This is a genomic window from Micromonospora sp. NPDC047738, assembly GCF_040642675.1.
Taxonomy (GTDB): Bacteria; Actinomycetota; Actinomycetes; order Mycobacteriales; family Micromonosporaceae; genus Micromonospora.
The window spans coordinates 144,941-160,973 of record NZ_JBEYSO010000004.1; the positions used below are offsets into that span (position 1 = coordinate 144,941).

Sequence of the window (16,033 nt, forward strand, 5' to 3'; positions counted from 1 at the left end):
AACTCCGTCAATGCGTAGCGGCGATCTCGTCGAGGACCCGGCGCTGGAAGGCGCGGGCCTCGGGGCCGCTCGGCGGCGGCCCACCCCGGCGGGCCTCGATCGACCGCCCGATCAGGTCGGCGTCCTCGCGGCCGACCCGACCGGGGCCGGGCCGGACCGGGCCCGCGGCGAGCCGCCGCCCGGCGTCCGCCTTGGCGAGCCAGACGCCCTCGCGGCAGCGGACCAGGGAGCGGCAGGCCCCGAGCACGGCATCCTCCGCACCGGGGGCCGGACCGTCCCCGGGCGGGGTCGGCAGCGCCAGCCACCAGGTCAGCGCCGCGACCAGCAGCCGGCGCAGGTCCTGCGGCGTGGGATCGGCGAACACGTCGGCCGCGGGCGGGCCGGCCAGACTCAGCCCGGACTGGCGCAGGATGCTGCGGTCGAGGGCGTACCAGAACCGCCCGTCCGCGGCGGGCCGGTCCGCCGGGTCGTACGTGGCGCGGAACGGCATGGTCTGGCCGGTGTTGAGTTCGACCTCGAACCCTGGCTCGGGGGTGCCGGAGGCGGCGACGTCCCGCCGGTAGGCGACCAGTTCCAGGCCGCGCGCCGGACAGGGCAGGGCCTCGTGGCGCAGCCGGTCCACCAGCGCCCGCTTCGTCGCGCCGTCGAGCGGGCGGGCCACCACCAGCGCCACGTCCACGTCACTGCGCCCCGGCTGGTACGCGCCCAGCCCGACCGAGCCGGCCGCGTACGCGCCGACCAGATTGTCGCCGAGCACCGCCCGGGCCCGGTCCACCAGTCCGGCGAGGTATCCGCGTACGTCGTCGTCCATGCCCGCATCCTGCCCGGCCCGTTCGGGGGTGGGCCGGTCGGGTCAGCGCGGCGGGTCGGGGCAGCAGACGGTCAACGCCCCGGGCACCGCCTTCACCTTCAGCCGCCGCGTCGTGCCCCGCGCGCCGCCGTCCAGCTCGTACGTCTTGGGCGCGGCGAAGCGCACCCGGACCTGGCGACCGCGGGTGATCCGGACCAGGGGTGAGTCGGCGGAACGTCCGGCGGCCATCCGGCCCAGCGTCCGCGCCCAGTCGACGGCGCCGCTGGCGGTGGCGACGCCGATCTCCAGGGCGCCGTCGTCGGGGCGGGCGTCGTCGAAGGCGGGGATGCCGCCGGTGATGGTGCCGACGTTGCCGAAGAGCACGCAGCTGGCCTCGCCGTCGAACCAGTCGGCGCCGTCCACCCGGATCCGGGTGTGGATCAGCTCGCCGCGCACGTGCCGCAGGCCGGTCCAGACGTAGGCGATCCGGCCCAGCCGGCCCTTGAGCTTGCGGTCGGCGTCGCGGATCAGGTCGCCGTCGAAGCCCGCTCCGGCCATCACGGCGAAGTGCTCGCCGTTGATCCGGCCCAGGTCGAGCTTGCGTCGTGGGCCGTGCAGGGCGGTTCGGAGCGCCTCGGGCAGTTCCTTGGGGATGCCCAAATTGCTGGCGAAGAGGTTGGCGGTGCCGGCCGGCAGGATGCCCATCGGCACGTCCGTTCCGGCCAGGGTGTCGGCGCAGCGCTGCACCATCCCGTCGCCGCCCCACACCAGGATCAGTTCGGCGCCCTGGTCGAGCGCCTTGCGGATCTTCTTCGGTGCCTTGCGGCTCTTCGGCACCTCGTACCAGAGGAGCCGGCCGACTCCGGCGGCGACCAGGCGGGTGCGCAGCTCGTCCAGGCCGCCGCCGAGAGTCTTCTTGCGGTGGGCGACGACCGCGACGACGCCGGCCACCTGGGTGGCCGGTTCGATGCCGGGGCGGTCAGCGGTGCGCGTGCTCATGGCCACGGTGGTACCCAACGGCCGGATCGTCCACGCCTCACCGCGCCGCGTCGCGCCCGATTCCGATCAGCCGCAGACTGTGATCGGCCGACCGCGTTCGGTAGAGTACGGACGTTGATCGCCGGCGATGGCCGGGGGTCGGAGGGGCGCTGGGATGAGTCGACGAGGCGGGCGGTGGACGTGCGTCGCGCTGCGCCTCGGGCTCCTGCTCGGCGGAGTCGTCGCGGCCTGGGGCGCCCACGAGGCCGCCACCACCGCAGCCGCCTACGCCGCCGACCGGCCGCCCGCCGCGCCGGTGGACGCCGCGCCGGTGAACACCGCCGTCGACCTGCTCACCGGCGTCCTCCGCCCGGCCCTCGCAGCGGTGACACCCCCACCTGCACCGGAAGCGCCGACCGACGTCGCGGCCCCACCCGCCCCGCCGGCGGCACCCGGCTCCCGCCCGGCGCCGCCGCCGGCCCCGACGGCGCCCAGCCATCCGGCCCCGGACGGGGCCGCGGCCCGACCGGGCCGGGTATCCGCCCCGCCGGCCCGGCAGGTGGAGCCACCGGCACCGGCAGGCACGCCGAAGCCGGCCGAGGCGCCCCGCCCGGCCGCCGGGCTGCTCGGCGGGGACGTGCTGACACCCGTGGGTGACGCCCTGGGCGAGGTCGCCGACCCGGTCCGGACCGGGGTGCTCAGCCCGGTGGCCGACGCGCTACGGCCGGTTACCGACCCCGTGCAGGTCGGCGCGCTCACCCCCGTGGCCGACGCGCTACGGCCGGTCACCGATCCCGTGCGGGTCGGCGTGCTCACCCCGGTGGCCGACGCCCTCCGTCCGGTGACCGAGCCACTCGCCCCGGTTCTCTCGCCCATCTGGCAAGGGCTGCATCCGGTGCTCGAGCCGCTGGATCCCGTACTCGAGGTCCTTGAACCGGTGACCGACCTCGTGGATCCGCCAGCAACGGCACCGCCCGCGACGACGCCGCCGGGCGGCCCGGTCGGCGACCCGATGCCGGGCGCCAACCCAGGCGGCGTCGGGCCGGCTACCGGGCCGGTCGCCGGGCCGGTCGCCGGGCCGGTCGCCGGGCTGGTCGCCGGGCTGGTCGCCGCCCCGGCCAGACCCGCCTCGGGATTCGCACCCACCAGCGCCCCGACGGACCGGCACACCACGACACAGCTCTCGTCCCTGCCGCACCTCGCCGGGTTGGACGCGCCGCGCCCGCCCGGACCGGACGCGGACTCCGCGCCAGCCACGCCCACCCCCGGCACCAGCGGATCCGGCTCGTCCGGCACCGTCCACGGCAGCCCGGCCGACGCCCCCACGTCGGTATGGACCCCGCCCAGCCTGACCGGGCGCCGCTGCCACCCGACCGGCGGCGACGCTCTCCCCTCCCGCTCGCCCCGCCCGGGCACCCGGCCCGCCTGACCGGCGGGCCGCTCCGTGCCGTCCGTGCGGCACCGGCGACCTCCGCGTACCCGTATGCCTTGCCGGCCCCTGGTGGCCCGTGCCGGCCCGCGACGACGCCGGCACTCCCAATCGACGTACCCGATCACGATGGTGACCAGGAGTTACCCATGAACGTGACCATGCCCGTCGTCCGGGCCCGGTGGTGCGACATCGGCCGGATCGCCGATCTCGTCACCGAGGCCCTCGCGCCCACCAACCTCGGCGCCTGGCTCGTCCCCGACGAGCAGCGCCGGCCCACCATCCTCACCGCCGTGGCCCGGATCTGGATCGAACACGCGCTGCTCTTCGGCGACGCGTTCCTGCTCCCGGACGGCACGGCCGCGACCGTCTGGTTCCACCGCTACCGGCCGATCCCGCCCCCGGCCCGGTACGCCGACCGGCTCGCCGACGCGTGCGGTGCGCACGCGGACCGCTTCCTCCTGCTCGGCCGGAACCTCGCGGCGCGGCGGCCCACCGAGCCGCACAACCATCTGGCCCTGCTGGCTGCGCCGGGCCCGGCGGAGTCGGATCGCGCCGCGGCCGTCCTCAGCGCGGCGCAGCGCTGGATGGACACGCTGAGCCTGCCGACGTACGCGGACGTCGTCACCGACGACGACCGTGAGTTGTTCTGGCGGCACGGATACCGCCACCGGGACGCCTTCCCGCTCGACGGCCACACGACCATGCACTCGATGTGGCGGTTGCCGCCGTTCTGGAGCGGCCGGGAAAGCCGCAACGCCCGCCCGTCGGCGCGGCGCCCACTCGCCCTGCCACGTAACGGCCCGGTGCACGGGTGGACGCTGGGCTGAGCAGGGCCGGATCCGCGACGGTGACCGGGATGCCGCTCCGGCCCGGTCACCGTCGCGGCGGCGTTCGGTGCCGTCACCGTGGCCACGCCGGGTAGCCGAGTCGTTCCTCAGCGATTGATGTCACACCCGGCGACGGCGACTGCCGGCGGGGTCAGCGCAGGTCCGCTAGCCTGGCGGCCCGAGGCAGGGACACGATTCGGCCGAGCAGTCGGAGGGTATCGGGTGCGGATGCTTCCAACCGGTGACAACGGCAACACTGGCGGTGCCACCGCCCCGAGCCCGGGGCGGCCGCGTCGACGCCGGCGGATACTGGTCTTCCTGGCGCTCTTCGCGGTGCTGGCCGGCTCCGGCCTGGTGGCCGGCGGCTACTACTTCGACAGCGTGCCCACGCCCACCGACCTCAAACTCCCGGAGTCGACCACCGTCTACTACGCGGACGGCCGCACGCCGATGGCCAAGCTGGGCGCGGAGAACCGCACCATCGTCCCTTACGACCAGATGAACGACTCGGCCAAGCAGGCCATCGTGGCGGCCGAGGACCGCAGCTTCTGGACCAACAAGGGCATCGACTTCAGCGGCGTGCTCCGGGCCGCCTGGTCGAACCTCACCGGCGGGCAACGGCAGGGCGCCTCCACCATCACCCAGCAGTACGCCCGCGTCGCCGCGGACCTGCGCGGGGTCACCTACTCGCGGAAGCTGCGGGAGGCGGTCATCGCCTGGAAGCTGGACGACAAGTACAGCAAGGAGGAAATCCTCGGCTTCTACCTGAACACCGTCCCGTTCGGCCGGGGCGCGTACGGGATCGAGGCGGCCGCGCAGACCTACTTCGGCAAGACGGTGCGCCGCGACGCGCCGGCCTCCCAGCAGCTCACCCAGGCGGAGGCGATGGTGCTCTGCGCGATGGTGAAGCAACCCGAGGCGGACCCGAACGACCCCGAGGGCTCCCCCGGCTACGACCCGCGGCGCAACGCGAAGGCCCGGCAGAACTCGATGGACCGCTGGAACTACATCCGCGACGGCATGGTGAAGCTCGGCTACCTGACCCGGGACGAGGCGGCGAACCTGGCGTACCCGGACGACGTGAAGCCGATCGACCCGAACGCCGGCCAGTCCGGGCTGGACCGGCCGACCGGCCTGGTGGTCGAGCACGTGCTCAGCGAGTTGCGCCAGACCGAGCAGTTCCGGGGCAAGAGCGACGAGGTCATCCGCGACGGCGGCTACAAGATCGTCACCACCATCGACAAGCGGGTCCAGGACGCCGCCGAGGCGGCCGCCGACATCCGCCGCGGCACCGCCCCGGAGGCGGTCCGCGACCAGCCGAAGAACTGGCAGGCCGCGCTCGTCGCGGTGGAGCCGGGCAGCGGCCGGGTGCTCGGCTACTACGGCGGCAACGGAGGCTCCGGCGGCGCCGACTACGCCGGCTGGTACTACGACGAGAAGGGGCAGGCGCGGGGCTTCGGCCAGCACCCCCCGGGCTCGTCGTTCAAGGTGTACGACCTGGCTGCCGCCGTCGAGAACAAGATCTCCGTGAAGCAGCACTTCGACTCGCCGGACACCAAGGAGTTCCCCGAGTCGGGGCGGACCAAGGACAGCCCGGCCGGCCCGATCCGCAACGCCGAGCACGCGCCCTGCCAGCCGAACTGCGCCCTCTGGGAGGCCACCGTCGCGTCGCTGAACGTCACCTACTTCGAGCTGACCGAGAAGCTGGGCATCGCGAAGGTCATGGACATGGCCAAGCGCGCCGGCGTCGACTCGATGTGGGAGACGGTGAAGGGCAACCCGCAACCGCAACGGGTGGACCTGCGCGACGAGCCGACCGACGAGGTCGCGAAGCGCTTCTCCACCGAGGTCGGCATCGGCCAGTACGGCATCACGGTGCAGGACCACGCCAACGGGATGGCCACCTTCGCGGCCCGCGGCAAGCGCGCCGAGGCGCACTTCGTCCGGTCGGTGACCAAGGGCGAGGACAAGATCTACAGCGAGCAGCTGAGGACGACGGACCTCGGGCTGGACGAGGAGGCGCTCAACCAACTCGACTGGACGTTGCGCCGGGTCAAGGCGGCCAAGTTGGACAACGGTTGGGACTCCGCCGGCAAGACCGGCACCTGGCAGGCCGGGCAGAGCACCACGCAGAACGTGCACACCTGGATGGTCGGCTGGACCGGGCCCCTCGCGGCCGCCGTCTGGCTCGGCACCACTGACGGCAAGCCGCTACGGACGAAGGACGGCAGCTACGAGGTGTACGGCTCCAGCGGCCCCGGGCCGATCTGGCGGCAGTTCATGGCACAGGCGACCGCGTCCCTCAAGCTCGACCCGGACAAGTACCGGTTCGAGGACCCGAAGTTCCCGGACGACGCCCCGTCGACCACCGGCCCGGCACAGCCGGCGCCGACCACCTCCGCGCCCCGGCCGACGGTGCGCCCGACGCCGAGCGCGACGCCCTCGGACGCCAGCCCCAGCCCGACCGAGCCGCCGACACCGGATCCGACGGGGTCGCCGTCGCTGCCCCCGCTGCCCACCCTGTCGCCGTCGAAGAGCCGAAAACCGGGAGGTACCGCGTGACGGGTGAGCTGCCGGAGCTGATCGTCCCGGATGCCGCCGCCTGGCGGCGGTGGCTCGGCGAACACCACGCCGACCCCGCCGGGGTGTGGCTGGTGCTGGCCAAACGTGACAGCCAGCGGCCGACCACTCTCAGCTACGACCAGGCGCTCGAGGAGGCGCTCTGCCACGGCTGGATCGACGGCCAAGTCAAGGGGCGCGACGAGAGCACCTACCGGCAGCGGTTCACCCCGCGGCGGGCGCGTAGCTCATGGTCGGCCCGGAACGTCGGCATCGTGGCCCGGCTGCTGGCCGAGGGGCGGATGCACCCGGCCGGGATCGCCGAGGTGGATCGGGCCAAGGCCGACGGCCGCTGGGACGCCGCGTACCCGGGGCCGGCCACCGCGGAGGTCCCTTCCGACCTCGCCGCCGCGCTGGCCGCGGAGCCCCGGGCCCGCGCGATGTTCGACATCCTCACCGCCCAGAACCGGTACGCCATCCTCCACCGCCTCACCGGCGCCAAACGCGCCGACACCCGCGAACGCCGCATCGCCCAGTTCGTCGCCATGCTGGCCCGGGGCGAGACCGTCTACCCGCAGCGCCGGACACTCGCCGAATAGCGGACCCCACCGCTCTACCCTGGTCGGGTGATCCGGGCTGTCGTGGTCGACGTGGACGACACGCTGTGCCTCACCGAGGCGGCGTGCTTCGAGCTCGAGAACGAGGTGCTGAGCCGCATCGGCCGCGCACCGATGCCGCGCGCCGTGCACCTGGCGACCTGGGGGCAGCCGCTGCTGGAGGCGATGCGGCAGCGCTCGCCCGGCGTGGACCTGGACCAGTTCGCGGCGGCGTACGCGGGTGTGCTGCGCCGCTACGTCGCGGCCGGCCGGCTCGACGTGATCCCGGCGGAGAACCTGCACGCGTTGGACCGGCTGGTGGCGGCGGGGCGGACGGTGATGCTTCTGACCTCGCGGACCGAGTCGGAGATGGCGCACCTGCTCGCGCCGGACCACGTCCTGGCCGAGCGGGTCAGTGCCGTCTTCCACGCCGGCAACACCCGGTACCGCAAACCCGATCCTCGGGCTTTCGACGAGTTGCTCGCCCGCACCGGGCTCGCCCCGCACGAGTGCGTGTACGTGGGCGACTCGCCGGGTGACGCCGAGGCCGCCGGGAAGGCGGGGCTGTCCTTCGTCGGCTGCCTGCAGAGCGGCGTACGGCGGCGCGAGGATTTCGAGCCCCGCCACGTCGACCTGTTCATCGAGGCGTTCCCCGAGGTGGTGGACGCCGTGGCGCGGCTCGCGGCGCGACGCCCCTGAATACGGGCCCCGGGTCAGGGGGCCAGCACCAGCTCGCGCAGCTTGCCGTCGAGGGCCGGCCCGTCCACGCCGCCCGGCCAGCCCCGCAGCAGCGCACCGCCCTTCGCGACCACCACCACGGTCGGCGGCTCGCGGACCGCGTACGACCGCCAGATCGCACCGTCGTCGTCGACCACGACCGGATACTCCACCCGGTGCTCCCGCAGGTAGCGCTGCAGGTCCTCCGGTTTGTCCTCGGTGGCCACCCCGACGAAGACGACCTTGTCCCGGTGGGTGCGGGCCAGCTCGCTCAGGGCGTCCTGCCGCTGTGCGCAGAGGCTGCACCACGAGCTGAAGAAGACCAGCACGACCGGGCGGTCGGCCCACAGGTCGGCGAAGGCGAGCCGACTGCCGTCGGTGAGCCGGCCGGTAACGGCCGGGGCGCCCGGCACGCCGGACGGGACCGGGCGCAGCGCCAGACCCGCCGGCACCGGGCCGGGCAGCGCCGCCGCCCCACCGACAACCGGCTCGGTGCGCGCCGGCGCCTCGTCGCCGCCCGAGCAGGCGGCCGAGGACAACACCACCCCGAACGCGAGCGCGACGGCCGCCAGCCGGACGGCGTACGTGCGGGTCACGAGGGCACCACGGCGACCAGCGCCGGCCCCTCGCTGGTGTTCCGGGTAAGATCGATCGGGGGGCGGCCGTCGACGACGAGCCGGTAGGCGTCCCGGGCGGCCAGGTTGACCGGCACCGAGAACTCGCAGTACGTCGGGACGCGCTCCACTTCCAGGTCCTCCTCGAACGTGGCCACGGACGTGCCGGACGACAGGGAGCCCTCGGCCAGGGTCCGCCCGGCGGCGTCGATCACCTGGAACGGCGCCCGGTTGTGGAAGTGGGTGTAGGGGCCGGTGCCCGCGCACTCCACGCCCACCGGCCGGATGTTGATGTCCCGCACCAGCACCCGCACGGTCATCGCCGATCGGGCCTCCTCAGCCCCGCCGCACCCGGCCACTGCGCCGGTGAGCAGCGACGGCAGCAACAGCGCTGCCAGCAGGCGCCGCATCTGTCCTCCAGACGGTCGGGGGGCCCGGGGCGGCGGGACACGCCCACCGCCCCGGGCCGTTCGTGGGTCAGCTGATCAGCGCCCGGGGTCGTTCGACCCGGCACTGGCTGGTCACGGTCTTGCTCGGGTCACTCACCGACGTCGCGGTGAGCGTCACCAGGGTGGTCGCGGCCGCGTCGGCGGTGGCGCCGACCGAGACGTTGACCCCGGTGGTGGCGCCGAACTTGGCCGTGGCCAGCTCGTTCGGCAGCTCCACCTGCCAGCCCTTGCCGGGCACGCTCGCCGAGAGACGGTACACGTCCGACTGCAGGTACTTGCTGGCGTCCTCCGGGTGCTGCTGCTCGCCGGCCACGTACTTGCCCGTGTTGGTCAGGTCGAACGTGCAGAACGCGCCCTTGTCGGTCGGCTTGCCCCGGGTGATCAGGGAGCCCTTGGACAGGGCCACGCCGTGCTCGCTCGGGCCGGCGCCGTCCAGCGACTGGACCGCCACCGTGTACGACAGCACCCCGTCGGCGTCCCGGCGGAGGTTGAGCACGTAGAAGTGCAGCCGGTTGGCCTCGTCCAAGTACTCGTACTCGCTGCCGGAGTTGGCGCCGGCGTGGAACAGCGCGTCGGACAGCTGCCGGTAGTCGCCCATGGTGATCTTCTGCGGGGTGCCGTTCGGCTGGTAGAAGTCCACCATGTCGATGTCCTGCGGGTTCGCGTCGACGACCCACACGAACGGCGCGCTGTCGGTGTTCTTGGTCTTGCTGATCAGCACGCCGTTGTCCGGGGTGAACGAGTCCGCACCCATCCGCTGGACGACCTCGACGGTGTAGTTGTTGTAGCGGCCGCCGTCGCAGAGCGGGTCGGTCGTGGTGCTGCACGCCGGGGAGCGGTCCTGGTTCATGGCGATGTTGATGCCGGTCAGGCCGCCCTCGCCAGCGTCCACCGCGCGGGCGGTGACGTCGGCGACGACCAGGCCGGAGGAGGCGAGCCCCTCCCGGGACAGCCGCAGCGCGTGCTCCTCACCGAGCAGCCCGATCTTCAGCTTGTCCCGCAGCGTGTGCAGCGACCCCATCGCGCCGCCGTTGACCGGCGGGATCTGCCAGCGGGTGTGCGGGCCGCCCGGACCGTTGAAGGAGCCGCGCGACATCATGCTCCAGATGCCGGTGTACGCGCGGCGCAACGGCACGCCGTACGGGTTGTTGTAGTTGTCGCCGATGCTCAGCAGGTGGCTCAGCTCGTGCGCGTACGTGCCCATGCCCGAGCTCTCCGCCTGGGTCGACGAGCCACCGCCGGCGTTCGGCCAGATGGTGGCGGCCGCCTTCCAGGACGTCCAGTCGACGTACCGGGTCTTGGCGTAGTTGGGCAGGTTGGGGTCCGGCGGGCCCCACGCGTCCGGCACGTCCTCCTTGTTCTGGAACATCATCTGGCCGAACTCCTGCCAGGTCGAGGACTCGTCCTGACCGGCGGAGAGGATGAAGACCAGCTCGTAGCTGTTGGCCACCTCGTCACCGACCGCCGCGCGCCAGGCGCCCAGCCCGTCGGTGCGGATGTTCTTGGCGCACGTGTCCCCCGACGGGCAGGCGCCGGGGTTGAAGCCGTTGTCGATGCCGTACTGGTACGACTTCGACGGCATCTTGTACGGCCCGAACCCGGTGAGGTCCACGCCGTAGCGGCCGTTGGAGTCCTGCATCCAGTACTCGTGCAGGGTGTGTCCGCGGTTCAGCTCGTTCGGCTTGTTCAGGAAGTCGCTGTAGAACTGCGGGACCTGGTCCCGCGGGATGTTCGAGGCGCTCGCCTGGGGGTTGCCGAAGACCGAGGACTTGGCCGGCTGGGTGACGACGAACGGCTGGTCCGGGTAGTCGAGCGTGACCAGCGCGATCTTGAAGTTGCGGATCGACCCCCGCACGGCGGGGTCGTTCCAGTTCTTGTTCGGCACCTGGACGTAGTCGTCCCAGGTCATCTTGTCGGGGTTCTGCCAGTTCTGTGCGTCGATCGCCTGGAACGGGCCTGGCCCGTCCGGCGACACGTCCGGTGCGGCGGAGGCCGGCCCGGTGGCGCCGGACGCGACCACGACGGACGCGACCGCGGCGGCCAGCACCGAACGCCACACCGCACGCCTGGGGGGTAGAAGGTGCATCGGGTCACCTTTCAGGTCGAGGGCTTAATCGGCGGGGCGATCGGGCGACGGCTCCGGATCGCGGGCGGCGTCAGACGCGCCCGAGCCGGAGTTGTCGCGAGACGGACGGGGTCGCCGTCCCGCATGATCACACCCGATCCGAATCTAGGAGCCGGCCGGCGCACCGGTCACCGTGCAGATGTCGGCAGGTGGACCGACCACTTCCGACACGTGCAGGACGGCATCGCGGGCATGCCCGTCGCGGCTACCCGTCGGCATCGACCCGCAGCGCCCGCCGCACGTCCCGGCACAACTGCGTCTCGGTCTCGGGCGACAGCCCGCCGCGGGGCGGCCGGCACGGCCCGCCGTACCGCCCGACCAGCCGCATCGCCAGCTTCACGGCCTGGACCACCTCCGGCCGGGAGCCCCAGCTGAGCAGGGGGTGCAGCTGCGCGTACAGCGGCAGCGCCGCCGCTAGGTCGCGGGCGGCGCACAGCCGGTGCAGGCGCCGGCTGAGCCGGGGCAGGGCGTTCGCGCAGTGCCCGATCCACCCGGTCGCCCCGCACACGGTCAGTTCCAGCAGCACGTCGTCCGCGCCGGCCAACACGTCGAGGTGGGGGCACAGGTCACGGACGCGGTGCAGCCGGCGTACGTCGCACTCCCGCACGGCCACCACGCCGTCGATCTCGGCGACGCGGGCCAGCAGTTCCGGCGTCAGGTCCGTTCGCGCGTCGACCGGATCGTCGGACACCACCACCGGCAGCCCGACCGCGGCCACCTCGCGGTAGTGGGCGACGACCTCGGCGGCACCGGCCGGGTAATCGACCGGTGGTGGGGCGAGCACCGCCTGCGCACCCGCGGCCCGCGCCTGCTCGGCCCAGCGCCGGGACTGCCGGCTGCCGTACCCGCCGACGCCCGGCACCACCGCGCAGCCGGCCGGTGCCGCCTCGACGACGGCGCGGACCACGTCAGTGCGCTCGCCGTCGGACAGGGCCCGGTACTCCCCCAGCGAGCCGCACGGCGTCACCCCCTGGCAGCCCTCGTCGGCGAGCCACCGCACGTGCTCCTGAAGCCGGTCGTAGTCGACCGACAGATCAGCCCGGAACAGGGTGGGAATGGCGACGATGACGCCCTGCCAGGGCCTGGTCTTGGCCACGACGGTGTTCCCTTCTCGGACACTCCGCAGCCGTACCCAGTCGGCAGGACGGCCCGCCCTGGCCCCCGTCGGGCCGGCAAACGCACACGTTAGGTACATCACCGGCCGCCGGTCTTCCGACAGATGCCGAAACTGCTCGGGCGGTACCGGATACGGGTGTCGCGCTGCCGGCACGGGGGATTGCGCGCCGGCCAACATCATCGGAAGGTAGGCCAACGGTCCTACCAGCACAACAGCCAGCCGGAGCCGAGCGGCAACACCGCGGGCCTCGGGCTGGCCGGGGGAAGCGCATGCGCATGGAGCTGCAACGCATCGTCGACCGGGTCGCGGCGCGGGTCAAGCGGCCGGCTCTGATCGAGGATCGGCGTCAGCGGGTGGTCGTCTACAGCGAGCACTCCGGGGTGCTCGACGGGGTACGCCGGAGTTCGATCCTGCGTCGGCACACCACGCCGGAGGTGATCGCCTGGGCCCGGGAGATCGGGATCATGGACGCCCGGGAGCCGGTCCGCACCCCGGCCTGCCCCGAACTGGATCTCCTGCCCCGGGTGTGCGTGCCGATACGGCACCAGGACCTGCTGCTGGGCTTCGTGTGGTTCATCGACGAGAACACGGGGATGACCGACGAGGACATCTCGGCGGTGGCCGAGGCGATGCCGGACCTGTCGCTGGCCCTCTACCGGGAGAACCTGCTCGGCGAGCTGGCCTCGCAGCGGGAGGCGGAGGCGACCCGGACGCTGCTGGTGGAGTCCCCGGAGGCCCGGCGGGAGGCTGTCCGGTCGCTGCTGACCGACGGCGTGGTCACCAGCGACGGTCAGGTCACCGCACTGGTCGCCCAGCTGGTCGTGGCCGAGGACGAGATGCTCGACGACACCGCCCGGATCGCCCTGGAGCACGCCCTCGTCGCCACCCGGCACTGGGTCGGGTCGCGCGAGACGCTGCACCTGGTCCGGCACGACCACGGGGTGCTGCTGCTGTGCGGGGGGCGGAACACCGGCCGCCTGGCGGCACAGGACGCCGCGGCGCACCTGGACCAGGCGTTGCGCGGGGCCATTCGGGGACTGGCGTCGGTGGCCCGGACGGTCCTCGGGATCGGCGACGCCCGACCGCGTCTGTACGACAGCGTGCTGTCGTACCAGGAGGCGTTCCAGGCGGCCCGGGTGGGTGTCCAGCTGCCGGCCCTGGGTCCGGTGGTGCCGTGGCCCGAACTGGGCATCTACCGGCTGCTGTCCGGCATGGATGCCCGCCATCTGGACGTCGCGCGAGTGCATCCGGGGCTGGGCCGGCTGCTGGGCGACGAGGCCCACCAGGTGCTGCTGGAGACCCTGGAGACCTACCTCGACCTGGCCGGCAACGCGCATGCCACGGCGGAACGGCTGCGGCTGCACCGGACGACGCTCTACTACCGGCTGCAGCGGGTGGAACTGCTCGCCGAGGCCGACCTCAAGGACGGCAACGAACGGCTCTGCCTGCACCTGGCCCTGAAGCTGGGCCGGCTGACCGGCCAGTACCAGCCGGGTGGATGACGTCGGGGCGGGGCGCCGGTTGCCCGGTGCCCCGCCCCGCGATCCTTACAGGCCGGCGGCCACCGCCGCCGTCCGACCGCCGACCACCGGCAGGGTGATCCGGCTGCGGTCGAAGTGGACGGTGATGTGGGCCCGGTTCTGCTTGGCCCGGCTGCTGTAGCCGGAGTACGACCCGAGCAGGACCACCCCGATCTGGTGGCCGGCGTCGAAGACGTAGTCCTCGGGCAGCAGGTTCAGGTCGACCTCGGTCTTCTGGCCGGGCACCAGCGGCGTCGACACCGACGGCGAGGCGAGGTTGAGGCCGTCGATGATGCCCTTGGTCACCAGCTCCTGCGGGTTGGTGGCGATGTTCTTCTCCACCTTCTTGTAGCAGGCGTCCTCGGCGAAGCCGCCCCAGGTCGCCGTCTCACCCCAGCAGTCCTCCTCCGTCAGCGTCCGGACGCCGTCGCCGGCGGTGCTGAAGCGCTGGCGGGTGCCGTAGTCGACGAGCAGCCCGGCGAAGCTGGTGTCCTCGCCGTCGACGGTGGCGTTGATCTTGACGATCGGGGTGCCCGAGATGTGCAGCGGCGCCTTCAGCGGCGCGGAGAGGAACACCAGCCGGTTCTCGGTGTTCGCCGCCGGGTCCGACGGGTGGCGGATCGCGTTGGTCTGGCTCATCGTGGGCGTGTCCTGGAAGGTCGCCTTCGCGTTGCCCGGACCGGACTTGACGGACAGCCCGCCGGCGTTACCGGCGGTCGGCGCCTGCAGGAACACCTGGGTCGGCTGGGTGTTCGGCAGCGGCCAGGTGGCGGCCGTCTCCCACACGTCCGGCAGCCGCTCGATGTCGACGGCCGGCTCCCGCATGATCCCGTTGTCGATGCCCTGCAGCCAGAAGTCGAACCAGCGGTGCAGGGTGTCGACCCACTGCGTCCGGCGGAAGTCGAACGGGTCGACGTGGCCGGTGCCGGTCATCCAGAGCTTGCGCGGCACGCCCTGCGCGCCGAGCGCCTCCCACCACTTGCTGAAGTGGTCCGGCCGGACGTTGTCGTCGTTGATCCCGTGCACGACGAATACGCTGGCCTTGACCCGGTCGGCGTGCGGCACGTAGTCGCGCTCCGCCCAGAAGTCGTTGTAGTCCCCGGTGACGTCGTCGCCGCCCTGGCCGAGGGCCGTCCGCACCGGCGCGCAGTACGCCCGGCGGGCCGGGTTGGTGACCGTGTTGGCGAGGCTGCCCGAGTAGTTGTTCGCCCGGGTGACCAGGCCGTTGCTGCGCGAGTAGTCGTACCAGCTCGAGATGGCCGAGATCGGCACGATCGTGGTCAGCCCGTCCACCCCGCTCGCTGCGGCGGCGTTGGCCAGGGTGCCGTCGTACGACTTGCCGATCATGCCGGTCCGGCCGTTGTGCCAGTCGGCGACGACCTCCCGCCCGGCGGCGTCGTACCCGGGCCGGCGCCCGTTGAGCCAGTCGATCGCCGTCGGCGCGCTGATGTTGTCGGCCCGACCACCGGTGACCGGGCAGCCGGTCGAGTTGTTCGTGCCGATCATGTCCAGCAGGACCATCGCGTAGCCGCGCGGGACGAAGTAGTTGTCGTAGAAGAGGGGCCATTTGTCGTTCAGCCCGTCCCCGTCGACGTCAGCCTTGCACTCGCTTTCGTTGCCCCGGCAGACCGTCGAGTAGTACGGGCTGGCGTCCATCACCACCGGGACCTTGAGCCCGTTCTCACTGGCCTTCGGTCGCATGATGTCCATGGCCACGACATCGAGCTTGCCGTCGCCGTCCGTGTCGACATCAGAAGTGACGAAAATCCGTTCCCGAATGGCGTCGGCATAACCGAAGGCCGGTTGGGTGACGCCGTTGGAAATCACCAACTCAGCGCGCTCGTCGGCGCCCGGTTGGGCCAGTGCGCCGCTCGCCGGCAGGCCGGTGGCCACGACCGCCAGGGCCACCACCGACGCCCGCCAGGCGCGTCTTCCTCTTTGCATCCGTGCTCCTCCTCCCACAGTGCCGTCGACCAGCGGCTTTGAACCCCTCCGTTCGGCGGGCACCCGCCACCGCCCCGACGGTCGCACCGAACCTACGGATCGCCGCATGCGCAGGTCATCGGACACCTGTGGAAGATGGCCGCCCTCGGCTCCTACGCCTGTCGCAGGGCGGAAGCACGACTTCCGGCATTCATCGTTTCGTGACGAACAGTCATTGACACAGCGCGTGACGTGAGTTGAGGATTGGCCCCACCCGCCGGTCGATCGTCCACCCCGGACACCTGTCCGGTTTCAATTTCCGGCGCTGGTCCGCCTTGCCGCACCGGCGCCGGTAGGCGATTTCCGCCGGCCCTCATCCGTCGGTC

13 protein-coding genes are annotated in these 16,033 nt (G+C 72.7%); 6 read left to right on the forward strand and 7 right to left on the reverse strand.

Translation table 11 applies throughout. From position 1 onward, the window contains the following. Positions 1-7: 7 nt before the first annotated feature. Positions 8-811 carry a nucleotidyltransferase domain-containing protein gene (locus ABZ783_RS08895; protein WP_357435534.1) on the reverse strand — a complete coding sequence of 268 codons (804 nt, stop codon included), beginning with the start codon at positions 809-811 and terminating at the stop codon, positions 8-10. 42 nt (positions 812-853) lie between these two features. After that, complete coding sequence (locus ABZ783_RS08900) at positions 854-1,789, reverse strand: diacylglycerol kinase family protein (RefSeq protein WP_357435535.1); 936 nt, start codon at positions 1,787-1,789, stop codon at positions 854-856. A gap of 154 nt (positions 1,790-1,943) precedes the next feature. Between ABZ783_RS08900 and ABZ783_RS08905 the strand changes: the two genes are divergently transcribed. From ABZ783_RS08905 to ABZ783_RS08925, 5 genes are all read left to right on the forward strand, one after another. Continuing rightward, positions 1,944-3,197, forward strand: a complete 1,254-nt coding sequence (locus tag ABZ783_RS08905) for a hypothetical protein (RefSeq protein WP_357435537.1) — start codon at positions 1,944-1,946, stop codon at positions 3,195-3,197. Positions 3,198-3,346: 149 nt separating this feature from the next. Next, complete coding sequence (locus ABZ783_RS08910) at positions 3,347-4,027, forward strand: hypothetical protein (RefSeq protein WP_357435540.1); 681 nt, start codon at positions 3,347-3,349, stop codon at positions 4,025-4,027. Positions 4,028-4,255: 228 nt separating this feature from the next. Further along, positions 4,256-6,589 carry a transglycosylase domain-containing protein gene (locus ABZ783_RS08915; RefSeq protein ID WP_357435970.1) on the forward strand — a complete coding sequence of 778 codons (2,334 nt, stop codon included), beginning with the start codon at positions 4,256-4,258 and terminating at the stop codon, positions 6,587-6,589. Beyond that, positions 6,586-7,185, forward strand: a complete 600-nt coding sequence (locus ABZ783_RS08920; RefSeq protein ID WP_357435541.1) for a YdeI/OmpD-associated family protein — start codon at positions 6,586-6,588, stop codon at positions 7,183-7,185. The genes ABZ783_RS08915 and ABZ783_RS08920 overlap by 4 nt, the downstream gene beginning before the upstream one ends. Positions 7,186-7,212: 27 nt before the next feature. Then, on the forward strand, positions 7,213-7,881 hold the full coding sequence (locus ABZ783_RS08925) for an HAD family hydrolase (protein WP_357435543.1): 669 nt from the start codon (positions 7,213-7,215) through the stop codon (positions 7,879-7,881). Positions 7,882-7,895: 14 nt separating this feature from the next. Here the strand turns inward: ABZ783_RS08925 and ABZ783_RS08930 are convergent, their stop codons facing one another. From ABZ783_RS08930 to ABZ783_RS08945, 4 genes are all read right to left on the reverse strand, one after another. After that, positions 7,896-8,495, reverse strand: coding sequence for a TlpA disulfide reductase family protein (locus ABZ783_RS08930; RefSeq protein ID WP_357435545.1), 600 nt, complete (start codon positions 8,493-8,495; stop codon positions 7,896-7,898). After that, on the reverse strand, positions 8,492-8,923 hold the full coding sequence (locus ABZ783_RS08935; RefSeq protein ID WP_357435547.1) for a hypothetical protein: 432 nt from the start codon (positions 8,921-8,923) through the stop codon (positions 8,492-8,494). Before ABZ783_RS08935 ends, ABZ783_RS08930 begins: the two co-directional genes overlap by 4 nt. 67 nt (positions 8,924-8,990) lie before the next feature. Beyond that, on the reverse strand, positions 8,991-11,048 hold the full coding sequence (locus tag ABZ783_RS08940) for a M6 family metalloprotease domain-containing protein (RefSeq protein ID WP_357435549.1): 2,058 nt from the start codon (positions 11,046-11,048) through the stop codon (positions 8,991-8,993). Between the two features lie 244 nt (positions 11,049-11,292). Continuing rightward, entirely contained in the window at positions 11,293-12,183 is an 891-nt protein-coding gene (locus ABZ783_RS08945) for a dihydrodipicolinate synthase family protein (RefSeq protein WP_357435550.1), read from the reverse strand. A gap of 290 nt (positions 12,184-12,473) precedes the next feature. On the opposite strand from ABZ783_RS08945, the gene ABZ783_RS08950 reads away from it, so the two are divergent. After that, on the forward strand, positions 12,474-13,706 hold the full coding sequence (locus ABZ783_RS08950) for a helix-turn-helix domain-containing protein (protein ID WP_357435552.1): 1,233 nt from the start codon (positions 12,474-12,476) through the stop codon (positions 13,704-13,706). A gap of 45 nt (positions 13,707-13,751) precedes the next feature. Here the strand turns inward: ABZ783_RS08950 and ABZ783_RS08955 are convergent, their stop codons facing one another. After that, positions 13,752-15,668 (reverse strand): Xaa-Pro dipeptidyl-peptidase, encoded by a 1,917-nt coding sequence (locus ABZ783_RS08955; RefSeq protein WP_357435553.1) that lies wholly within the window; start codon positions 15,666-15,668, stop codon positions 13,752-13,754. Positions 15,669-16,033 lie beyond the last annotated feature (365 nt).